The organism is Ectopseudomonas khazarica, from assembly GCF_017915135.1.
GTDB classification, from domain to species: Bacteria; Pseudomonadota; Gammaproteobacteria; order Pseudomonadales; family Pseudomonadaceae; genus Aquipseudomonas; species Aquipseudomonas khazarica.
In genome coordinates, this window is the sequence record NZ_CP068551.1 from 3,602,710 (window position 1) to 3,616,956 (window position 14,247).

A 14,247-nucleotide genomic window follows, 5' to 3' on the forward strand; every position below is an offset into this window, starting at 1 on the left:
GTGGCCCGTGAGAAGAAACCGCTGCCCAGCCTCGAGTGGCTGCAACCACGCATGAAGCTCAGCCGCGCGCTCAGCCTGTTCAGCTTCGTCGCCCTGCTGCTCCTGCTGCTGGTCTGGAACCTGGCCTTCGCCGACCTGCACGGCGCACGCATCGGCGTGGTCCTGGCCATCCAGCTGCTGCCGCTGGCGCTGCTCGCCCCCGGCATCGTCCTGGGCAACGCCCGCGCCCACGCCTGGGCCTGCTTCGTGGTCAACCTCTACTTCATCCAGGGCGTGCTCGCCGCCATCGACCCGGCACGCGCCCTGTTCGGTGTGCTGGAGGCGCTGATCAGCTTCAACCTGTTCTGCTGCGCCCTGCTCTACACCCGCTGGCGCTTCCAGTACGACCGCAAGCTGGCAGGAGACGCCTGATGCGTCTGGTGCTGCTGCCAGGACTCAACGGCAGCAGCAACCTCTTCGCCCCTCTGCTCGACGCGCTGCGGGATGTCGACTGCCAGCCGCTCGCACTCCCGGATCAAGGCCCGCAGGATTACGCCAGCCTGACCGACAGGTTGCTCGCTGAGCTGGGGCATGCCCCCTTCGTACTGCTGGGTGAATCCTTCTCGGGCCCACTGGCGTTTCGCCTGGCGCTGCGAAAACCCGAAGGCCTGCGCGCCGTCATCTTCGCCGCCACCTTCCTGACCCGCCCGTCCCCATTCCTCGCGCTGTTCAGGCACATGCCCATGCCACCGGCACTGGTCACGCATGCGCCGATACTGCGCGCGCTGTGCCTGGGTCGCGACGTCGAGGATGCAGTACTGAGACGGGTACAGGAGGAAGTTCGCGGTCTGGATCAAGCGCTGCTACGTGCCCGCCTCGGCAGCCTGGCAGGACTGCGGGCAGCGCAAGGACGTCTCGCCGTGCCCGCCCTGCAGCTATGGCCACAACAGGATCGGCTGGTTGCGGCCAGGGCAGCCGGCAGCCTTGCCGCGCATTGCGATGACCTGCGCCAGGTCCGCCTGGACGGGCCGCATTTCATTCTGCAGACACGTCCACACGCCTGCGCACAGGCGATTCGCACCTTCATGGCGGACATGGCTAAGCAGCAAGGCTAGCGACTGTGGCAGATACCCACGCCAGCCCCTACCAGCCCAGCGTTTCCTTGAGGAAGGGAATGGTCAGCTTGCGCTGGGCCTGCAGCGAAGCCTGATCCAGGCGTTCCAGCAGCTCGAACAACGCACTCATGCTGCGCTCACCACGGGTCAGGATGAAGCGACCGACGTCATCGCTCATCTGCAGGCCGCGTCGCGAGGCACGCAGCTGCAGGGCGCGCAGCTTGTCTTCGTCGGACAGCTCGTGCAGCTGGAAGACCAGCGCCAGGGTCAGCCGCGACTTCAGGTCCGGCAGCTGGATCGGCAGCTCGCGCGGCGACATGGTGCCGGCCAGCAACAGGCGCCGGCCGCTGTCGCGCAGGCGATTGAACAGGTGGAACAGGCCCTCCTCCCAATCGCTGCGCCCGGCCACCGCATCGAGGTCATCGAGGCAGACCAGCTCGCACAGTTCGAGGTTGTCGAGCAGTTCCGGGCCGTGCTGCACCACCTCGCCGAGCGGCAGATAGACCACCGCTTCGCCGCGCTGCTCGAAACGCAGGCAGGCCGCCTGAAGCAGGTGACTGCGCCCTACGCCTTCGCCACCCCACAGGTAGATCAGGCTCTCCGTCCAGCCGGCATCGGCCTCGCACAGACGCTCGACATAGCCCAGCGCCGCCGCATTGGCACCGGGGTAGTAGTTGGCGAAGGTCGCGTCGTCACGCAGACGCACCCCCAAGGGAAGCTGGATTGGTTTCATGCAGGGCTCGGCGGTTCATCGGAACCGCTATTGGACTCTCCGTAAAGACCGGAAAGTTTATATAAATCATGAGCATGACGCAGCAAAACCATGATCACGGCAGCCACCGGCAGCGCCAGCAGCACCCCGGTGAAGCCAAAAAGCTGGCCGCCCGCGAGGATAGCGAAGATCACCGCCACCGGGTGCAGGCCGATGCGATCCCCCACCAGCATTGGCGTCAGCACCATCCCTTCGAGCATCTGGCCGATCATGAACACCACGCCGATGCCCAGCAGCGGGTAGGGATCGAGGCCGAACTGGAACAGCGCGGCGGTCAGCGCCGCACCGATCCCGACGATGAAGCCCATGTACGGCACGATGCTCGCCAGGCCGGCCAGCAGGCCGATCAACAGCCCCAGTTCCAGGCCGACCAGCATCAGCCCCGAGGCATAAATGACGCTCAGCGCCAGCATCACCAGCAGCTGCCCACGCAGGAAGGCGCCCAGTACCTCATGGCATTCGCTGGTCAGTTTCACCACCAGCCCTTCGCGCTGGCGCGGCAACAGGCGACGCATGCGCTCGACCAGCAGGTCCCAGTCACGCATCAGGTAAAAGCTCACCACCGGAATCAGCAGCAGGTTGCCCAGCCAGGCGAGGAACGCCAGGCTCGAGGACGTCGCCTGGGCCAGCACCAGTTTGAGCACGTCGGTGGTCTTGCCGATGTTCTCGGTGAACACCTGCTTGAGCTGATCGAGCTGCAGCACATCCTGCAGCCCCAGGTGCGACTGCGTCCAGGGCAGCGCCGTGCCCTGCAGCCAGTCGAGCATCTCCGGCGCCAGCTGATACAGGCGCACCAGCTGGCGGCCGAGCATGGGTACCAGGACCAGCAACAGGATCAGCAGCACCAGCGCGAACAGGGCGAACACCACGACCACACCGCCGGTGCGCGACAGGCGATGACGCTCCAGGCGATCGACCAGCGGATCGCCGAGGTAGGCCAGCAGGATGCCGATCAGGAAAGGAGAAAGAATCGGGTGCAGCAGGTACAGCAGCCAGCCGAGCAGAAACAGCCCGGCCATCCATAGCCAACGAGTGGAATCGGTCATGCTCGCGTCCTCGATGCGAAACGGCGCCCAGGCGCCGCGTGACAGGGCTGCACACTCAGCCCGCCCTGTAGTCTACCAACGGAATCGCAGCTGATCGGTGCGCGGTTTCACCTGCGGCGCTTCGCTGCCGGTCCCGTCCGGCCCGGCGACCGGCTCGCCAGCATCTACTGGCTCGGTCACTTCCTGCAGGTGTCCCAGGGCCAGCTGTGCACGCAGTTGTTCGGCGGTGGCGCTGACCTGGTAGGTCAGCGTCTGCCCGTCGACATCCACCAGGCGCGCGGCGAACGGCTCGAGCAGGCGCTCCAGCGCGGCGAAGCGGCCCAGGTCGGCCCCCTCGATCACCAGCGTCAGGCTCTGCGCCGCGCCTGGCTTGACCAGAAAACGTGGCGCCAGACGCTGATTGACCGCCAGCATCACGGCATCGGCCAACGCCGCCTGGTCGGCCGCCTCCGCCTTGCCCTGCTCGCGCTCATCGCCCAGCCACAGGCGCCAGGTCGCCTGCCAGGCGCCACCTGCCTCGGTGGCCTGCACAGCCAGCATGGCGTCGGCGGCGTAGCGCTCGGAGGCCTCGCGCAAGGCCTGCGGGTCATTGGCCGCCAGGGCTTCGCCGGTTGCCACCAGTTGCTCACTGAGATCGGCCAGCGGCAGACGCAACGGCAAGCCACGGTGCTGGGCCGCCGCGCGCAGCGTCGCTGCCGCCCCCTGGCTCTCGCCGATCAACTGGCTGCCACCGACGGATTCACTGAGCCACCAGGTCAGGATCGCCGGGCGATTGCTGCCCCAGAGCGCCAGGCCAGCCTTGCGCAACTCGCGGTCGGTGCTGGCCGGGTCGAACTCGACCACCAGCGCATCGCCTTCGTAGCCGTAACGGCTGACGATCTGCTGCGGGTCCTTGCGCAATCCCTCCAGTCCAGCGTTCTGCAGCGCCTTGGTGTCACCGGTCAGACGCTGGACAAGCGTCTGCAGCGCCTGCTGCATGGCGACATCGCGGTTTTCCGGTTGCTGGTCGGCAACCGCCTCACGGACCTGGTACAGCTCGGCGACCGGCGCGGCCATGGCCGGCAGGCCCAGGCAGGTGAGACAGATGAACATCAGGCGGACAGACAGACGCATGGCGAACTCTCGCTAGGGATGGCGGCACGCGGCGCAGGCAGCTGAACAGCCCGAGCGTCGGCCAGTGCCAGGCAAAAGCCGGCCCGCAACGCTCGATTTCACGCACAGTGAACGAGCATTGCGGGCCGGCTTCGACGCAGCAATGGCAACGCAGGCAGTCATGCAACGGTCTGCCGGCGTGCGCAAAGGCCTATACCTTAAACAGCCGCTGGTGCCCCGGCAACCGCAGGCAGGCCCGGCGACAAAGCGCATGCGTGCGAGTGGCCGCTACCGGGCAAGCCTGATAAAATCGCGCGCCTTCGCCAGCCGCTATGCGCGCCGGGCTCTGTGCATGAGCCTGCGCCCAGTCGGCGCCTACACGAACTCCCCATCCAAAGGCCCGGATCTATGAGCAAGCAACCCTCCATCAGCTACAAGGACGCAGGTGTCGACATCGATGCCGGTGAAGCCCTGGTCGAACGCATCAAAGGCGTGGCCAAGCGCACCGCCCGTCCGGAAGTCATGGGTGGCCTGGGTGGCTTCGGCGCCCTGTGCGAGATCCCGGCCGGCTACAAGCAGCCCGTTCTGGTCTCCGGTACCGATGGTGTCGGCACCAAGCTGCGCCTGGCGCTGAACCTGAACAAGCACGACAGCATCGGTCAGGACCTGGTCGCCATGTGCGTCAACGACCTGGTGGTCTGTGGCGCCGAGCCGCTGTTCTTCCTCGATTACTACGCCACCGGCAAGCTCAACGTCGACGTGGCCGCCACCGTGGTCACCGGCATCGGCGCCGGCTGCGAGCTGGCCGGCTGCTCCCTGGTCGGTGGTGAAACCGCCGAGATGCCGGGCATGTACGAAGGCGAGGACTACGACCTGGCCGGCTTCTGCGTCGGCGTGGTGGAAAAGAGCGAGATCATCGACGGTTCCAGGGTGGTCACCGGTGACGCGCTGATCGCGCTGCCCTCCTCCGGCCCGCACTCCAACGGCTACTCGCTGATCCGCAAGATCATCGAAGTCTCCGGCGCCGACATCGAGCAGGTGCAACTGGACGGCAAGCCGCTGACCGACCTGCTGATGGCGCCGACGCGCATCTACGTCAAGCCGCTGCTCAAGCTGATCAAGGACACCGGCGCGGTCAAGGCCATGGCCCACATCACCGGCGGCGGCCTGCTGGACAACATCCCGCGCGTGCTGCCGCAAGGCGCCCAGGCCGTGATCGACGTGGCCAGCTGGAAGCGCCCGGCGGTGTTCGACTGGCTGCAGGAACAAGGCAACGTCGACGAGCACGAAATGCACCGCGTACTCAACTGCGGCGTCGGCATGGTCATCTGCGTGGCCCAGGATCAGGTCGAAACCGCCCTGGCCAGCCTGCGTGCCAGCGGTGAGGAGCCGTGGGTCATCGGCCAGATCAACGCGGCGGCCGAAGGCGCGGCGCAGGTTCAGCTGAACAACCTGAAAGGCCACTGATGCCCTGCAATGTCGTCGTCCTGATCTCCGGTTCAGGCAGCAATCTGCAGGCGTTGATCGACAGCATCGCCCACGACGGCAACCCGGCTCGCATCGCTGCGGTGGTCTGCAACCGCGCCGATGCCTATGGCCTGGAACGCGCCAGGCGAGCTGGCATCGCCACCGAACTGCTCGACCACAAGCAGTTCGATGGCCGCGAAGCCTTCGATGCCGCACTGATCCAGGCCATCGACGCCCACCAGCCCGCGCTGGTGGTGCTGGCCGGCTTCATGCGCATCCTCACCCCTGGTTTCGTCGCCCACTACAGCGGTCGCCTGCTCAACATCCACCCTTCGCTGCTGCCCAGGCACAAGGGCCTGCACACCCACCAGCGCGCCCTGGAAGCCGGAGACGCCGAGCACGGCTGCAGCGTGCACTTCGTCACCGAGGAACTCGATGGTGGCCCTCTGGTCGTACAAGCAGTGCTGCCGGTCGCGCCGGACGACACGGCCGAGAGCCTGGCCCGTCGCGTGCACCAGCAGGAACATGCGATCTACCCGCTGGCGGTTCGCTGGTTTGCCGAAGGGCGCTTGCGTCTTGGTGCGCAAGGCGCAATGCTGGACGGCAAGCCGCTGCCCGCTGGCGGCCACCTGATCCGAACCTAGGAGACTCTATGCGTCGTGCCCTGCTGTTCGCCCTGACCCTGCTCAGCCTGCCCGCTCTTGCCGAAGACCTGCTGCCCTTCTCCGCCAGCTACACCGCGGACTGGAAACAGCTGCCCGTCAGCGGCAGCGCCGAACGCAGCCTCAAGCAGGATGCCGACGGCCGCTGGACCCTCAACTTCGAAGCCTCGATGCTGGTCGCCGGCCTGACCGAGGAAAGCACCTTCCGGGTCGACAACCAGACCCTCATGCCGTTGACCTACCGCCTGAACCGCAGCGGTCTGGGCAAGGGCAAGAAGGTCGAGCAGGACTTCGACTGGGAGCAGAAGCAAGTCATCGGCAATGACCGTGGCGACGCCGTGAACTTCCCGCTCAACCGTGGCCTGCTGGACAAGTCGACCTACCAGATCGCCCTGCAACAGGACGTCGCCGCCGGCAAGAAGAGCGTCAGCTACCAGGTGGTCGATGGCGACGAGATCGAGACCTACGACTTCCGCGTGCTCGGCGAGGAAGTGGTGCGCACCAAGGCCGGCCTGATCGATGCGATCAAGGTCGAGCGCGTCCGTGACCCCACGCAGAGCAGCCGCAAGACCGTGCTGTGGTTCGCCAAGGACTGGGGGCACCTGCTGGTGCGCCTGCACCAGGTGGAAACCGACGGCAAGGAATACCAGATCATGCTCAAGGAAGGCACGGTCGACGGCAAGCAGGTCGCAGGCCGCCGCGACTGATCTCACAGGCAATAAAAAACCGGGCAACTGCCCGGTTTTTTATTGCCTGGATCCGGCCCCGCCTCGCGGCGCCGTGCTCAGTCCTGGCTGACCGCACCGATCTTGTGAATCGAGAGGTCGGCGCCGTTGTACTCCTCCTCCTGACTGAGGCGGATACCCAGGGATGCCTTGAGCACGCCATACACCAGGAAACCGCCGGCCAGGGCCACCGCAACGCCCAGCGCAGTACCGATCACCTGGCTGGCCAGGCTCACCCCGCCCAGGCCGCCCAGGGCCTCGAGGCCGAAGATGCCGCAGGCGATGCCGCCCCACACCCCGCACAGGCCATGCAGCGGCCATACGCCGAGCACGTCGTCGATCTTCCACTTCACCTGGGTCGCGGTGAATGCCCAGACGAACAGCGCGCCGGCGATGGCCCCCGTGACCAGCGCACCCACCGGATGCATCAGGTCCGAACCGGCACAGACGGCCACCAGGCCGGCCAGGGGGCCGTTGTGCAGGAAGCCCGGGTCGTTGCGCCCGACCAGCAACGCTGCGACGGTACCGCCGACCATGGCCATCAGCGAGTTGACGGCGACCAGCCCGCTGACGCCCTCAAGGGTCTGCGCACTCATCACGTTGAAGCCGAACCAGCCGATGATCAGGATCCACGAGCCCAGCGCCAGGAACGGGATGTTCGACGGTGCCATGGCGACCAGCTTGCCATCGCGATAGCGGCCATTGCGGCGCCCCAGCAGCGTCACCGCGCCGAACGCCAGCCAGCCACCTACCGCGTGGACCACCACCGACCCGGCGAAGTCATGGAAGCCCGCACCGAAGCGCCCCTCCAGCCAGGCCTGCAGGCCGTAGTTGCCGTTCCAGATCATGCCCTCGAAGAAGGGATAGACGAAGGCGACGATCAGCGCCGTGGCGCACAGCTGCGGACCGAACTTGGCCCGTTCGGCGATACCGCCGGAGATGATCGCCGGAATGGCAGCAGCGAAGGTCAGCAGGAAGAAGAACTTCACCAGCCCATAGCCGTGGTTCTCGGTCAACACTGCGGCTGGCTCGAGGAAGGTGATGCCGTAGGCGATCCAGTAGCCGATGAAGAAATAGGCCAGGGCCGAGATGGCGAAGTCCGAGAGAATCTTGGAGAGCGCGTTGACCTGGTTCTTCTGCCGCACCGTCCCCACTTCGAGAAAGGCGAAGCCGGCATGCATGGCCAGAACCATGATCGCACCCAGCAGGATGAACAGGGTATTGGAGCCGTGGATCAGCGTGGCCACGGCACTGTTGATGTTTTCCATCGGGCGAGAAAACTCCAGAGGCAGAAGAAAAGGCACCAAACGAAGGCACGACCCCGAAATCACGCACCACAATGCAGCCAAGCGATTGTGCGCGCCCTCGAAGAGTGCTGGCAGGCGGCCCCAAAATGGCACCACCAAAAACTCGTAAATCGATGCTTAATTCTTGTTAATCAAATAGTTATGTGCGAATCCGGCCATCCTGAGCCAGGCCGAAACAGCCCCATCAGGGAGCATTCGACCACCCTCGCGCACCGACAAGTTGCAAGCGCTATACCAAACGCCAAGCCAGTCACTTCCCGACTATCCTCTTGGAACCCTCGCGCCACAGAACACTCGTAACCCTTACACCCCCTACGCAGAGGACTGCTCTATGCCACGCAAAGCCGCTACGCCTAGCACCAAGGACGCCCTGCTGGATGAATTCCAGGCTTTGGTCAGCGACACCGAAAAGCTCCTGCAACATTCCGCCAGCCTGGCCGGCGAGCAAGCCGAGGCGCTACGCGACGACATCCGCAGCAGCCTGGGCCGCGCCCGCGACACGCTGCACAAGGCCGAGGCCGGCGTGCGCGAGCAAGGCAAGATCGCGGTCGATGCCACCGAGGACTACGTGCACAAGCACCCGTGGCAGGCACTGGGCCTGTCGGCCGCCATCGGCCTGGTCATCGGCCTGCTGATCAGCCGCCGTTGAGCGCGCCCATGCCCACCGGGCCATCGCCACGTCGCCTCGGCGCAGCGCTGCTGGGCCTGCTGCAGGGGCACGTGGCGCTGTTCGCCCACGAACTCGAAGACCAGCGCAACCAGGCCCTGCGCTCGCTGCTTCTGGGCGGACTGTGCCTGGGCTTCGCCCTGCTGCTGCTGATCGGTCTGTCCGCGCTGCTGCTGATCCTCTACTGGGACAGCCATCGCCTGGAAGTCGCCATCGGCCTGTGCCTGTTCTACGGCCTGGGCCTGCTCGGCTGCGTCGCCTGGCTGCTGCTCAGCCTGCGCAACGCAGAACCGCCCTTCAGCGCCAGCCTGGAGGAACTGCAACGAGACCGCGAGCAACTGCTGCCATGACCCTGCCTACCCTGCCCCCGGGCGCTTCGCGCCGCCAGTTGCGCAAGGCCGTGCTGCGCATGCGCCTGGAAATGCATCGCCAGGAGGTGCGCCATGAAGTGCTGCAGATCAGCGAACCGCTGCAGCAGGTGCGCGAATACGGCAAACGCCTGCGCACCGGCAATGCACCATTGTTGCTCACCGGCGGCGTGCTGGCGCTGGCCGGCCTGCTGGGCGGCAAACGGGGCTGGCGTCGCTGGGCGCGCCTGGCGCTGATCGTCGCGCCACTCCTGCGACGTCGCTGAAAGGCAGGCAAACGGCCAGCATGGCTGGTCTAGTCCTGAGCTGGCCGCGATCTTGCTTGCTCGAGTGATCCTCCACCACTCGGTGGCTCAACCGCTGACGCTAAGGACACCCAGGTGATCGACGGACTGCCTTTCGCCGTCTTCCAACCCTTCATCGACACCGCCACGGGCCGTATCGCAGGTGTCGAGGCGCTGGCTCGCCTGCGTGACGCCGATGGCCGGATGCACTCGGCCGGGCCACTGTTCGCCGATCCGAAAACGCCACCGGCGGCGCTGCGCCGACTCGACCGCCAGGTTCGCGAGGATGCCTTGCGCCGCTTCCATCAGGCGCCGGCGGACTGGTTCCTCAGCCTCAACATCTCCCCTCGCTGGATCAGCCGCCTGCGCCCGGCGCAACCGCTGCCGAGCCTGATCCAGCTGCAGCGCAGCGCCATCGACCCGACACGCATCGTCTTCGAGATCACCGAGTTGGGCGGCGCCAGCCAGCGGCTGCCCGACGTGGTGTCGCGCTACCGCGAGGCCGGCGCACGCATCGCCATCGACGACTTCGGCGCCGGCTACTCGCAGCTCGACCGTGTCCTGGCGCTGCAGCCGGACATTCTCAAGCTGGACATGCGCCTGTTCCAGGAGGCCGCGCGGGGCGGCCCCAGTGGCGAGGTGGTCAAGGCCCTCGCGCAGATGGCGGAGAAGACCGGCTGCTGGATCATCGCCGAGGGCGTGGAAACCGAGGCGGAACTGAACTTCGCGCTGGAGTGCGGCGCCCGCTACGTGCAGGGCTTCCTGTTCGCCAAGCCGGAAGTGGAGCTGTTCGCCAGCGACGCCTTCGTCGGCCGCTTCGCCCGTCTGCGCGACAGCTACGTGCAACAGAAACTGGCCGAGCGGGCGCGCCTGGTCAACCTGCGCCAGCAGTTGGCCGAACTGATGGGCGAGCTGAAGCTGTGGGCGGAAAGCGGCGCCCCGGCCTCCAGCCTGAAGGCCCCCGACAACTACCCGTGGCTGCTGCGCATCTACCAGTGCGACCGTCACGGCACCCAGCTCACGCCGAACCTGGAGTGGCGCCAGCAGTCCTGGCACGCCGACGACCGCTACCTTGGCCACAACTGGTCGTGGCGCCCGTACTTCTACCAGCTGCTCGCCGAAGGCTGGGAGGAGCGCCGCCTGACGCTTTCCACCACCTACCGCGACGCCACCAGCAACCAGTACTGCCTGACGGCCGGCCAGTTCATCGACAACGGCCGGCGCCTGCTGCTGGTGGACATCGACGCCGCCGGGCTCTGAGCGGCCCGCCCCTGTCTCTGCATGGCCGATCGCTCGGGCCCGCACGGGGCGACGAGCCCTGCAGTCAGCGCTGCGAGGAGATATTGCCACCGTCGACCACCAGCTCGGCGCCGGTGATGTAACTGGCCTCGGACGACAGCAGAAAGCGCACGGCAGTCGCCACTTCACGGGGCTGACCGAGGCGCCCCAGGAGAATGCGGCTCTCGAAACGCTCCTTGAGCCCCGTCGGCGCTGCCGCGATGGCATCGGCGATCATCTGGGTCATGATCTGGCCTGGCGAGACGGCGTTGATGCGAATGCCAAAGCGCGCCAGCTCATCGGCCAGGGCGCGGTTCAGGCCGAGCATGCCGGCCTTGGAGGCACTGTAGGTGGGGTTGAAGGCATTGCCGAGGGTGGCGTTGATCGAGGCGATCCCCACGCAGGCGGCCCCCTTGCTGGCCTTGAAGTCCTCCAGCAAGGCCTGAATCATGAACGGCCAGCAACGCAGGTTGATATCCATCACCTGCGCCCAGGCAGCCGGGCTCAGCTGTTCCAGCGGGCAGGTACCGGGAACGCCGGCAGCGTGCACCAGGCCGCCAATGGTGCCCAGCGCTGCGCGGCTCTGGTTGATCGCCCGACTCACCTGGCCGAGGTCCGCCACATCGACGCCCAGACTGGTCGTCGCCACTCCGGTGGCCTCGCTGATGCGCACCGCTTCAACGATCGCCTTGTCGACCTGCAGGTCCCACAGCGCCACGGGCCTGCCGGCCTCAGCCAGTAACTCGGCGCACGCCAGGCCAATGCCCGAGGCAGCCCCCGTCACGATGACCGGGCTGGTGAGGGCGGCAAGTGCGTGAGTCGATGACATCGAGGAACTCCTGTTGGCGGTACACTGCAAGGTGCCAAGGCGATTGGCAGCAGGCGCCTGACGAATATCGGGCCGGCAATGCGCAGTCAGCATACGCAGAGCGTCCTGCCGTGCATCGTCGATATGGACTAGAGGCAGCGGACGCAGAGCGGAAACATCGCCCCCATCGGCACCCTGCACTTGCAGGCGCCCGCTCGAACACCCAAGCTAGGAGCCCGGATCAACAGGCGAGGATCGGCCTTGGATTGGCATACCCTGCTCACCCGCGAACGTCTCGGCAAACCCGCCCCCAGCTCTGACGAGCTCGGGCGCAGCCCCTTCCACAAAGACCACGACCGCATCATCTTCTCCGGTGCCTTTCGCCGCCTGGGGCGCAAGACGCAGGTGCACCCGGTCTCGAGCAACGACCATATCCATACCCGCCTGACCCACTCGCTGGAGGTCAGTTGCGTCGGGCGGTCGCTGGCCATGCGCGTGGGCGAGATGCTGCGCGAGACGCTGCCCAGCTGGTGCACGCCAAGCGATCTGGGCATGGTCGTGCAGTCGGCCTGCCTGGCCCATGACATCGGCAACCCGCCATTCGGCCATTCCGGAGAAGATGCCATCCGCCACTGGTTCCAGCAGGCGGCGGCACGCGGCTGGCTGGATGCGATGAGCGACGCCGAGCGCGGCGACTTCCTCAATTTCGAAGGCAATGCCCAGGGTTTCCGCGTCCTCACCCAGCTGGAGTACCACCAGTTCGACGGCGGCACGCGCCTGACCTACGCCACCCTGGGCAGCTACCTCAAATACCCCTGGACGGCCCGCCACGCTGAAGCGCTGGGTTACAAGAAGCACAAGTTCGGCTGCTACCAGAGCGAGCTGCCGCTGCTCGAACAGATCGCCGCCAAGCTGGAGCTGCCCCAGTTGGAGGCGCAGCGCTGGGCACGCCACCCGCTGGTGTACCTGATGGAGGCGGCGGATGACATCTGCTACGGCCTGATCGACCTGGAAGATGGCGTGGAGATGGAGCTGCTCGACTATGCCGAAGTCGAGGCGCTGCTGCTCGCCCTGGTGGGCGATGACCTGCCGGAAACCTATCGCCAGCTCGGCCCACGGGATTCGCGGCGACGCAAACTGGCGATCCTGCGCGGCAAGGCCATCGAGCACCTGACCAATGCCGCCGCCAACGCCTTCGTCGAACAGCAGCACGATCTGCTTGCCGGGCGCCTGCAGGGCGATCTGGTCGAGCACATGCACGGCGCGGCCAAGCACTGCGTGCAGAGCGCCAAGTCACTGGCCCGGGAGAAGATCTTCCACGACAAGCGCAAGACCCTGCACGAGATCGGCGCATACACCACCCTGGAAATTCTCCTCAACGCGTTCTGCGGCGCGGCGCTGGAGCAGCACAGCGGGCGGCCGCTGTCGTTCAAGCACCGGCGCATCCTCGATCTGCTCAGCTACTACGCCCCGGAACCCGGCTGGCCGCTGTACCGCTCGTTCATGCGGGTCATCGATTTCATCGCCGGTATGACCGACAGCTACGCTACAGAAATGGCGAGAGAAATGACCGGGCGTTCCGCGACCTCATGAAGAACCTGATCCGCAGCAGCTTCACCTGGCATGCCGGCCCGCCGGCATGGGGCCCGGCCGTGGTCGCCGGGCTGGGCTGCGCACTGCCCCTGCTGCTGGGTCTGTTCACCGCCCATACCGGCTTCCTGTGGGCCTCTGCGGGCGCCTTCCAGGCAGCACAGGCCAACCCCCTGCATCGCTTCGGCATGCTGCGCATGCTGCTGCTCACCCTGCTGGGTGCCTGCAGTGCCGGGCTGGGCTTCTGGGCGGCCACGCATCCGTTGATCAGCCTGGGCATTTTCGCCGCCTTCGGCCTGCTGCTGGCCTGGCTGCAACGCTTCGGCAGCGAAGCCGGCAAGCTGGGCATCGGCCTGTGCATCTGCCTGTGCCTGGGCCAGGGGCAATTCGGCACCGGCCATCTGCACAACCCTTACGCCGTGGCCATGCTATTCATCCTCGGCGGGCTCTGGGTCATGCTGCTGGCCTTCGGCTTGCGCGGCGTACACGGCCTGCGCATGTGGCCCTACATGCCGCGTTTCATCAGCGTTCTCAAGGTACTCAAGCGCCATGCCCAGCGCTTGCCGCGCCAGCAATGGCGGCTGCACGCGCTGGCCTGCGTGCTCGCCTTCTCGGCCTCGGGCCTGCTGGTCAACCTGGCCGGACTGTCACGCGGTTACTGGCTGACCCTGACCGTCATCACCACCCTGCAACTGGAATTCCAGGGCAGCCTGGTGCGCGCCCTGCAGGCCAGCCTCGCCAGCCTGGCCGCAGCAGGCCTGCTGATCGCCTTCGGACACAGCCTGCAGAGCCCGCCGGTGATGGTCGGCACGCTCCTGCTGCTGGTCTTCCTCAGCCGCGCCCTGCAGGCCAACCACTATGGCCTGTTCGTGCTGCAGACCAGCCTGTGCTTCGTGCTGCTGACCGAAAGCCTGGCCAGGGACTGGCACCTGGCGGAAGTGCGCCTGCTCAATGCGCTGATCGGCGTCGCCCTGGCCCTGACCGTCGCCCTGCTGGTGCATGGCCTGCGCGTGCACCTGAGCAAAACCGTGACGACGACGGCAACGCCGGAAAAACCGTCCTAGAGCGTTCGGCAGAATCGCCAAGC

General features: G+C 66.4%; 16 protein-coding genes. 11 read left to right on the forward strand and 5 right to left on the reverse strand.

Translation table 11 applies throughout. The features are described from left to right. Together JLK41_RS16985 and JLK41_RS16990 are read left to right on the forward strand one after the other, a co-directional pair. The gene (locus JLK41_RS16985; RefSeq protein ID WP_037053201.1) at positions 1-411 is read left to right on the forward strand and encodes a DUF2069 domain-containing protein; all 411 of its coding nucleotides are present in this window, start codon (positions 1-3) and stop codon (positions 409-411) included. Further along, positions 411-1,094 carry an alpha/beta fold hydrolase gene (locus tag JLK41_RS16990; protein ID WP_210389425.1) on the forward strand — a complete coding sequence of 228 codons (684 nt, stop codon included), beginning with the start codon at positions 411-413 and terminating at the stop codon, positions 1,092-1,094. The genes JLK41_RS16985 and JLK41_RS16990 overlap by 1 nt, the downstream gene beginning before the upstream one ends. A gap of 28 nt (positions 1,095-1,122) precedes the next feature. On the opposite strand, the gene hda is transcribed toward JLK41_RS16990, so the two are convergent. From hda to JLK41_RS17005, 3 genes are all read right to left on the reverse strand, one after another. Further along, positions 1,123-1,827 carry a DnaA regulatory inactivator Hda gene (hda, locus tag JLK41_RS16995; protein ID WP_037053203.1) on the reverse strand — a complete coding sequence of 235 codons (705 nt, stop codon included), beginning with the start codon at positions 1,825-1,827 and terminating at the stop codon, positions 1,123-1,125. Further along, positions 1,824-2,912 carry an AI-2E family transporter gene (locus tag JLK41_RS17000; RefSeq protein WP_134675432.1) on the reverse strand — a complete coding sequence of 363 codons (1,089 nt, stop codon included), beginning with the start codon at positions 2,910-2,912 and terminating at the stop codon, positions 1,824-1,826. Before JLK41_RS17000 ends, hda begins: the two co-directional genes overlap by 4 nt. 72 nt (positions 2,913-2,984) lie before the next feature. Next, a complete protein-coding gene (locus JLK41_RS17005; RefSeq protein WP_210389426.1) occupies positions 2,985-4,025 on the reverse strand; it encodes a DUF2066 domain-containing protein in 1,041 nt (346 codons plus the stop codon). A 387-nt stretch (positions 4,026-4,412) separates the two neighbouring features. On the opposite strand from JLK41_RS17005, the gene purM reads away from it, so the two are divergent. From purM to JLK41_RS17020, 3 genes are read left to right on the forward strand one after another with little or no spacing between them, the layout of a single operon-like run. After that, on the forward strand, positions 4,413-5,471 hold the full coding sequence (purM, locus tag JLK41_RS17010; RefSeq protein WP_037053207.1) for a phosphoribosylformylglycinamidine cyclo-ligase: 1,059 nt from the start codon (positions 4,413-4,415) through the stop codon (positions 5,469-5,471). Then, complete coding sequence (purN, locus tag JLK41_RS17015; RefSeq protein ID WP_210389427.1) at positions 5,471-6,115, forward strand: phosphoribosylglycinamide formyltransferase; 645 nt, start codon at positions 5,471-5,473, stop codon at positions 6,113-6,115. Before purM ends, purN begins: the two co-directional genes overlap by 1 nt. Before the next feature lie 8 nt (positions 6,116-6,123). Beyond that, positions 6,124-6,840, forward strand: coding sequence for a DUF3108 domain-containing protein (locus JLK41_RS17020; protein ID WP_210389428.1), 717 nt, complete (start codon positions 6,124-6,126; stop codon positions 6,838-6,840). Positions 6,841-6,917: 77 nt separating this feature from the next. On the opposite strand, the gene JLK41_RS17025 is transcribed toward JLK41_RS17020, so the two are convergent. Further along, entirely contained in the window at positions 6,918-8,126 is a 1,209-nt protein-coding gene (locus JLK41_RS17025; protein ID WP_037053212.1) for an ammonium transporter, read from the reverse strand. 370 nt (positions 8,127-8,496) lie between these two features. Here JLK41_RS17025 and JLK41_RS17030 point away from each other — a divergent pair, with 370 nt between their 5' ends. From JLK41_RS17030 to JLK41_RS17045, 4 genes are all read left to right on the forward strand, one after another. Then, positions 8,497-8,814: an ElaB/YgaM/YqjD family protein gene (locus JLK41_RS17030; RefSeq protein WP_037053213.1), complete on the forward strand. Its 318-nt coding sequence runs from the start codon at positions 8,497-8,499 to the stop codon at positions 8,812-8,814. 8 nt (positions 8,815-8,822) lie between these two features. After that, positions 8,823-9,182: a phage holin family protein gene (locus JLK41_RS17035; protein ID WP_150605789.1), complete on the forward strand. Its 360-nt coding sequence runs from the start codon at positions 8,823-8,825 to the stop codon at positions 9,180-9,182. After that, positions 9,179-9,466, forward strand: a complete 288-nt coding sequence (locus JLK41_RS17040) for a hypothetical protein (protein WP_047586713.1) — start codon at positions 9,179-9,181, stop codon at positions 9,464-9,466. Before JLK41_RS17035 ends, JLK41_RS17040 begins: the two co-directional genes overlap by 4 nt. Positions 9,467-9,580: 114 nt before the next feature. Next, positions 9,581-10,744, forward strand: coding sequence for an EAL domain-containing protein (locus JLK41_RS17045; RefSeq protein WP_047586710.1), 1,164 nt, complete (start codon positions 9,581-9,583; stop codon positions 10,742-10,744). Between the two features lie 64 nt (positions 10,745-10,808). On the opposite strand, the gene JLK41_RS17050 is transcribed toward JLK41_RS17045, so the two are convergent. Beyond that, a complete protein-coding gene (locus tag JLK41_RS17050; RefSeq protein ID WP_210389429.1) occupies positions 10,809-11,591 on the reverse strand; it encodes an SDR family NAD(P)-dependent oxidoreductase in 783 nt (260 codons plus the stop codon). Positions 11,592-11,831: 240 nt separating this feature from the next. Here JLK41_RS17050 and JLK41_RS17055 point away from each other — a divergent pair, with 240 nt between their 5' ends. Both JLK41_RS17055 and JLK41_RS17060 read left to right on the forward strand, forming a co-directional pair. Then, the gene (locus JLK41_RS17055) at positions 11,832-13,163 is read left to right on the forward strand and encodes a deoxyguanosinetriphosphate triphosphohydrolase (RefSeq protein ID WP_037053222.1); all 1,332 of its coding nucleotides are present in this window, start codon (positions 11,832-11,834) and stop codon (positions 13,161-13,163) included. Continuing rightward, the gene (locus tag JLK41_RS17060) at positions 13,160-14,224 is read left to right on the forward strand and encodes an FUSC family protein (RefSeq protein ID WP_037053224.1); all 1,065 of its coding nucleotides are present in this window, start codon (positions 13,160-13,162) and stop codon (positions 14,222-14,224) included. Before JLK41_RS17055 ends, JLK41_RS17060 begins: the two co-directional genes overlap by 4 nt. Positions 14,225-14,247 lie beyond the last annotated feature (23 nt).